A 7,512-nucleotide genomic window follows, 5' to 3' on the forward strand; every position below is an offset into this window, starting at 1 on the left:
ACGAATAATAAGCGGCAAACCCTCTCCTCAGAGGGTTTGTTTGTTTTTAGGGTAACATGATGAAAAAATTCACGTTTTTACTTCTTGGTTTATGTTTTGCTGCGGCAAGTGTACAAGCGGCACGCATTAAGGATGTGGCAGAAGTTGCCGGGGTGCGTAGTAACCAATTGGTGGGTTATGGTCTGGTGACTGGTCTCCCGGGTACAGGTGAGAAAACGCCGTTTACAGAGCAAAGTTTCCGCTCAATGCTTGAGAAGTTTGGTATTCAAATGCCAATCGGCTTCAAACCTAAGTTTAAAAACGTGGCTGCGGTTATCGTCACCGCAGAGTTACCAGCGTTCTCAAAACCGGGTCAGCGCGTGGACGTGACAGTTTCGTCAATTGGTGCGGCAAAAAGTCTCCGTGGAGGCACCTTGATGCAGACCTTCTTGCAAGGTTTGGATGGCGAGGTCTACGCTGTAGCACAAGGTAATTTAGTGGTAAGTGGCTTTAGTGCCGAAGGCTTAGATGGCTCTAAGATTGTGGGCAACAACCCTGTGGTCGGTATGATTTCAAGCGGTGCAACGGTTGAACGTGAAGTTCCTAGCCCATTCTCTCGCGGTGATTACATTACCTTTAACCTTCTGCAATCAGACTTCACAACGGCGCAAAACATGGCAAATGCCATCAATGACTTTCTGGGTCCGCAAATGGCGAGCCCATTAGATTCTACCTCTGTTCGAGTTCGTGCGCCTCGCGACCTCAGCCAACGCGTAGCTTTCCTATCAGCAGTTGAAAACGTTGAATTCGATACCGCAGACAGTGGTGCAAAAATCATCGTTAACTCGCGTACAGGAACAATTGTGGTGGGCAAACACGTGAAGCTTAAACCGGCGGCAGTGACTCACGGTGGTATGACGGTTGCTATCAAAGAAAACTTGAAAGTAAGCCAGCCCAATGCCTTTGGGGGTGGCGATACAGTGGTGGTACCTAACTCAGATATTCAGGTAACAGAAGGTTCGGGCAAGATGTTCAATTTCCAACCGGGTTTGACCCTCGATGATCTCGTTCGTGCCGTTAACGAAGTGGGCGCAGCACCATCAGATCTTATGGCGATTTTACAGGCGCTTAAGCAAGCTGGTGCCATTGAAGGTCAGTTGATCGTTATCTAGGTAAGTATCATGATTAAAAACTCCAATGACATCGGTTTTATCCATGATATCAGTAGCCTAGATAAGCTTCGTCAGCAAGCCGTAAGCGGCAAAGAAGGCGATGATGATGCGGCATTACGCGCTGCCGCTCGTCAGTTCGAATCTATCTTTACTTCTATGATGTTAAAGTCGATGCGCGACGCGAATACTCATTTTGAATCAGACCTGACCAATAGCCAAAACGGTCAATTCTACCGTCAAATGCTTGATGAGCAGATGTCGAGTGAGTTGAGTGCCAATGGTTCTCTAGGGTTGGCTGATATGATCGTCGCTCAGCTTGGTGCGGCACGTTCACCAGAAGCGCATGCTGCAGCGGGCAGTGAAATCCGTATGCGTAATGAAGCGTTCGACACGTCACTTAATCTCCCTTACGATGAAGCAAAAGCTCGTAATACCGCGAAATCACTGGGCCTAGACGGAGCCCCGGTTGCTCAGCCTGTTGATTTTAAGACACCACAAAATTTCGTCGAGTCTTTGAAACCATACGCGGACAGAGCAGCTCAGTCGTTAGGGGTGGATTCATCGTTATTATTAGCGCAAGCGGCTTTAGAGACTGGTTGGGGGCAAAAAGTCGTCAACAACAGTAAGGGCAGCAGTAACAACCTATTTAATATTAAGGCTGACAGAAGTTGGCATGGCGATAAGGTCGCAACGCAGACACTGGAATACCATCAAAATGTACCTGTGCAAGAGCGTGCAGCATTCCGTTCTTACAACTCGTATGAAGACAGTTTCAACGACTATGTGAAATTCCTTAATGACAATCCACGTTATCAGTCGGCATTGAATGGTAACCAAGGTTCTGAACGCTTCATTCGTGATATTCATCAAGCTGGATATGCGACAGATCCAAACTATGCGGACAAAGTGTTGCGCGTTAAGGCGCAAATCGATGATATGTCACTTTAACGGCTATCGATAGTTCTACTGATCTCATTAATCCCGGCAAATCGCCGGGATTGTTCTCACTACCTTCATCTTTTTCCCTTCATCCTTATCTTTTTTAGTGCCAAGCTCAGCGGCAAAGATACTCTGGCATATATATTGCAAATTAAACGGCAGAGTGGCGTAACTTGTGGATTTAGTTAGGCTAATTTTGGTTTTTTGGAGGCGATATGGCGTCAGATCTTCTGAACTTAGGTGCGCAAAGCGTACTGACAGCTCAGAGACAGTTAAACACGACTGGTCATAACATTTCTAATGCAAATACAGAAGGTTACAGCCGACAATCTGTTATACAGGGGACGAATGCCCCGAGACAGTTTGGTGGTCAAACCTACGGTATGGGAGTGCATGTGGAAAATGTTCGCCGCTCGTGGGATCAGTTTGCCGTCAAAGAACTCAACATGGCAACGACTCAGGTGAATTATCGCAACGAAAACCTGACTAACCTCGATATGATGTCGGGGATGTTGTCGTCTATGTCGTCTAAAAAGGTGCCTGAAAGTCTTAACGATTGGTTTGATGCTGTAAAAACATTGGCCGACACCCCTAATGATATTGGTGCGCGTAAAGTCGTACTTGATAAAGCCAACCTGATTCGTCAGTCGATGAATGATTTCCACGATACGGTTCGTGAACAGCGAGATAACGTCAACAAGAAACTCGAAGTGAGTGTTGAGCGAGTGAACCAAATCGGTATCGAAATTCGTGATATTCACCGCTTAATGATGCGCTCGCCTGGTCCACATAACGATCTGATGGATAAGCATGAGTCGTTAATCAAAGAGTTGTCCGAATACACCAAAGTGACGGTGACGCCTCGCAGGAACGCTGAGGGCTTCAACGTTCATATTGGTAATGGTCATACTTTGGTATCGGGTACAGAAGCCAGTCAGTTGAAGATGATTGATGGATTCCCAGATACTCACCAGCACCGCCTTGCGATTGTTGAAGGTAAAGGCATTAAACCAATTACCAGCGATGACATTGGCGGACGCTTAGAAAGTATGTTTGAAACTCGTGACAAAGAGATTCCATACGTTCTGGATGAGCTCGGTCGTCTCTCTATCGCTTTTTCTGAAAAAGTGAATGAATTGCAAGGGCAAGGGCTTGATTTGAATGGTCAAGTCGGACAAAACCTGTTCGCGGATGTCAATAATCTCGCGTTTGCCAAAGCAAGGGTCGTTGCACCAGTCAACTCAAGTGCCGACGTGGCAGTGTTTATTGATGATACCTCACAACTTAAGGGTGGAGAGTATTCATTGAAATTTGACGGTGCTAATTACTATGTGACCAACTCAGATGGTGTGACTCAGTCTTTCTCCGGTCCGAGTATGCAACTAGATGGTATTCGAGTCGAAATTGGTAATCCGCCTGCTGTAGGCGAGAAGCTTTTGTTGCGTCCGACGAGAGACGGTGCAGCCAATATGAAAATGACGACTAACGACCCAAAAACCATAGCAGCACAGAGCTTTGAAGCCTCAACTACGTTTGCGCAGGGTGATGCCAAATTTAAAGTCTCGTCAGTGGGCAGTTTGAAAGAATTTGAAGTGGTGGTATCGCCAACAGGGACGGAATTTGCCGTCACTGACAAAAGCGGCAACGTATTATTGAGCCCAACGCCTTATCCTCCGAGTGGTCCGGTGACGGTACTTGGCACCACGTTCGAGCTCAGTGACGGAGCGATGGCAAATGACAAGTTCACCGCTAACCTCAATCCGGCAGAGGGTGATAACGGTAACTTGAGAAAAATGCTGCATATTCAGACCGATAAATCGATGAATGATGGCGACTCGACGGTCATTGATATCTATCACAACTTAAATACCGATGTGGGTTTGAAAGCCTCGACGGCGACTCGTTTGCAGGAAGTCGCTGAGCTTGAGCATGAGAACGCGCAAAGCCGTGTAGCGTCTATTTCGGGCGTGAACCTCGATGAAGAAGCGGCCAATATGATGAAGTTTCAGCAAGCGTACATGGCGTCTTCTCGAGTGATGCAGGCGGCAAATGAAACCTTCGATACTATTTTGCAGCTAAGGTAAGGAGCTAGATTATGATGAATCGAATCTCTAGTTTTCATAATTACCAAACGGTGCAAAATGATATGCGCCGCCAAGAAAACAAAATTCATGAAAACCATGCACAGCTCGCCTCTGGTAAACAGCTGCAAAAGCCAGCGGACTCACCACTAGCGACGCATTATTTGCAAAAACTTAAACAGCAGACGCAGCAGTTGGACCAGTACGACAGTGCCATCACGTTGTCGAGAAATCGCCTTGAGCATCAAGAAGTCATGCTAGGTGAGACAGAGCAGTTTGCCGACAATGCAAAACGCTTAACGATGCAAGCAATCAACGGTGCGCTTTCTCCTGAAGACCGTGAAGCAAAAGCACGTGAAATAGAGGAATTGGCAAAGAACTTTCTCGCGCTTGCGAATACCCGTGATGAATCGGGTAACTATAGCTTTGCTGGCACAAAACCTAAGACTCAACCATTTTTCGTCGATGGGGAAGGGCGTATTTCTTACGCTGGCGATGACTATCAACGCAAAATGCGCATTGCAGCAAGTCTAGAAGTGGCTACGAGCGATCCTGGTAGCAAGCTGTTTATGGAGATTGATAACCCACTTGGGGATTACAAAGCCAATTATCAGCTGCAAAAAGGCTCAGAATTACTACTTGAAAAAGCCACCAACAGTAATGCAAACGACAACAGTACATACAAAGTGACGTTTGTGGATATGGGTAATCAGCAATTTGGTTATCAGCTTGAACAGAACAATACGGTTGTTGCTGCGGGTAATTTTGACCCGAGCCAAGGCATTCAATTCCAAGGGCTCAACATTCAGACTAAAGGTCAAATTACACCGGGGGACGCGATTGAAGTTGAGCCTCAAAAAACATTTAGTGTGTTTGATACGTTTAATGATGCGGTGTATTGGATGGATAACGATGTAGCCGATGCCTCAGCCAGTGCTCAGCTTCATCAGGTCACTGAGCAGTTTCACGCGGCATTTTTGCACTTAACTAGCTCGCGTACCGATGTTGGGGTAAGGCTTAACAGTCTTGATACCCAACAATCGCAGCATGAAGATTTCAAAATTTCGATTGCCCGTTCTAAAAGTAATTTTGAGGATCTCGATTACTCAAAGGCGGTCATCGATTTTGAAGAGAACTCACGAGCATTACAGGCTTCACAGCTTGCGTTTGGAAAAACCAAGGACCTGACGTTATTTAATTATCTATAGCGATAGTTTGGCACCTCGGTTGCCGCATGAGCATTGCCATGTGTGCAGAGGTGAAAGCGTTAGGTGGCAATCTTAAGCCACTTTGGATGCACTAACGAGGTCTTGTTATACACCGGCTCAATGAATGGGCTTTAATGTATTGATTTATAATTAAATGTATTAGTTGGCATAGAAAATGCTAGACATGAATGCAAAGTACCCGATTACGGGCTAACTCGATAAATAAGCACTTTAGATACTCCACCTGATACGGGGTATTAGGTGGGCGTAGTAACAATATTGAATTAACAATGTTTGTTATTAAGTGAGCCTACTTGAAGCTTGCGAACTCAATTAGGAGAGCATAATGGCAGTAACAGTAAGTACAAACGTTTCGGCTATGACAGCCCAACGCTATCTGAACAAATCCAGCGATGCGCTAAATACCTCAATGGAGCGTTTGTCGTCTGGTCACAAGATCAATAGCGCACGAGACGATGCTGCAGGTTTGCAGATCTCGAACCGACTAACAGCGCAATCACGTGGTCTTGATGTGGCAATGCGCAATGCGAACGACGGTATTTCGATTGCACAGACTGCGGAAGGTGCCATGAATGAGTCAACCAGCATCTTGCAACGCATGCGTGACCTGGCGATTCAATCGGCAAATGGTACTAACTCTCCTGCTGAGCGTGTTGCAATTAATGAAGAATCTAATGCACTTCAAGCGGAGCTAAACCGTATAGCAGAGACTACCTCATTTGGTGGCCGTCGTTTGCTCAATGGCAGCTTCGGCGAAGCGTCATTCCAAATCGGTGCTAACTCAGGTGAAGCCTTAATTATGGGACTAACCAGTATTCGTGCAGATGATTTCCGTATGGGCGGGACCACATACACTGCAAACAACGGTAAAGACGCTGATTGGCGTGTTGATAATACGAATAACCAGTTGGATATTAGCTTTACGACCAAATCTGGCGAAGCAGTAGCTATCAACATTACTGCAAAGCAAGGCGATGATATTGAGCAGTTAGCAACGTACATTAATGGTCAGTCTGACAAGATTAGCGCTTCTGTAGGAGATAACGGTGAGCTTCAAGTGTTTGTCGCAGAACCTGACATTGACCTAAACCAGTCTGTGACGATTGGTGGTTCGTTAGCTACAGATTTAGACTTACAAACCGCGTCTGCTGCTCAGTCTACAGTGCAAGATATTGACATGACTTCAGTCGCCGGATCGCAAAACGCTATCTCGATTATCGATTCTGCGCTTAAGTATGTGGATTCACAACGTGCAGATTTGGGTGCGAAGCAGAACCGCTTAAGCCACAGCATCAACAACTTAGCGAACGTTCAAGAGAATGTTGATGCGTCAAACAGCCGAATCAAAGATACCGACTTTGCTAAAGAGACAACCGAAATGACCAAGAACCAGATTCTACAACAAGCTGGTACGTCAATTTTGGCACAAGCAAAACAGTTGCCTAACTCAGCGATGTCTCTACTACAATAGAGATAGTGTCCGAGTTCTAAGTGACAGGAACATAAGCCAGACGTGGCAATAAATTTCCTGTTGCTTGGCAAACATACTTTGTGATGTGTTGGGGCTCTCTCTCTCAACCTGCCTCAATACGGCATCAAAGTATGTAGGTTAGCTAGGGTGTGTTTATTTCTCTCTGATCTCCGCACGCTTCTAGTCGCCACCCAGCCCCAGTTCTCTCAAAGGAAAAGGGGCTTTTTCTTTTCTTAAGATCCACAACTCACCCCTAGCAAATTCAGCAAAATCACAGTGTTTCGGCGGCATTTCGTTAAACTTTAATCTTTTCTTTTCAATTTTTCGTTAACTGCTCAAATCCTAATCAAACGGATGTTTTCTTTTGTTTTTTCGAGTTTTTTTCTAAAGGTTTTTTCGCTCGCGTCGTTAAAAGATTAACTTTGAGAGAACTACTTGGTTTTCCGAGACGTCGGAAACCGCTACACCGGAAAATCAATTGGAGAAACAACATGGCAGTGAATGTAAATACTAACGTATCAGCGATGACCGCTCAGCGTTACTTAAACAATGCAAGTCAAGCGCAAGCAACATCAATGGAGCGTTTGTCTTCAGGTCATAAAATCAACAGTGCGAAAGATGACGCAGCGGGTCTACAAATT

6 protein-coding genes are annotated in these 7,512 nt (G+C 45.7%); all 6 read left to right on the plus strand.

Annotated features, from left to right (window positions below; all coding sequences use genetic code 11):
• The first annotated feature begins 59 nt into the window (after nucleotides 1–59).
• Nucleotides 60–1,151: a flagellar basal body P-ring protein FlgI gene (locus HW45_RS03790; protein WP_038224916.1), complete on the plus strand. Its 1,092-nt coding sequence runs from the start codon at nucleotides 60–62 to the stop codon at nucleotides 1,149–1,151.
• Between the two features lie 9 nt (nucleotides 1,152–1,160).
• The gene (gene flgJ, locus HW45_RS03795; RefSeq protein ID WP_038224917.1) at nucleotides 1,161–2,099 is read left to right on the plus strand and encodes a flagellar assembly peptidoglycan hydrolase FlgJ; all 939 of its coding nucleotides are present in this window, start codon (nucleotides 1,161–1,163) and stop codon (nucleotides 2,097–2,099) included.
• A 206-nt stretch (nucleotides 2,100–2,305) separates the two neighbouring features.
• Nucleotides 2,306–4,174, plus strand: a complete 1,869-nt coding sequence (flgK, locus tag HW45_RS03800; RefSeq protein ID WP_038224921.1) for a flagellar hook-associated protein FlgK — start codon at nucleotides 2,306–2,308, stop codon at nucleotides 4,172–4,174.
• A gap of 11 nt (nucleotides 4,175–4,185) precedes the next feature.
• Nucleotides 4,186–5,379 carry a flagellar hook-associated protein FlgL gene (gene flgL, locus HW45_RS03805; RefSeq protein ID WP_038224923.1) on the plus strand — a complete coding sequence of 398 codons (1,194 nt, stop codon included), beginning with the start codon at nucleotides 4,186–4,188 and terminating at the stop codon, nucleotides 5,377–5,379.
• 346 nt (nucleotides 5,380–5,725) lie between these two features.
• On the plus strand, nucleotides 5,726–6,871 hold the full coding sequence (locus HW45_RS03810; RefSeq protein WP_038224925.1) for a flagellin: 1,146 nt from the start codon (nucleotides 5,726–5,728) through the stop codon (nucleotides 6,869–6,871).
• A gap of 491 nt (nucleotides 6,872–7,362) precedes the next feature.
• Nucleotides 7,363–7,512 (plus strand): flagellin N-terminal helical domain-containing protein (locus HW45_RS28675; protein ID WP_443083031.1); only part of this gene is annotated, 150 nt, incomplete at its 3' end.

Source organism: Vibrio sp. ER1A, assembly GCF_000733315.1.
GTDB classification, from domain to species: Bacteria; Pseudomonadota; Gammaproteobacteria; order Enterobacterales; family Vibrionaceae; genus Vibrio; species Vibrio mediterranei.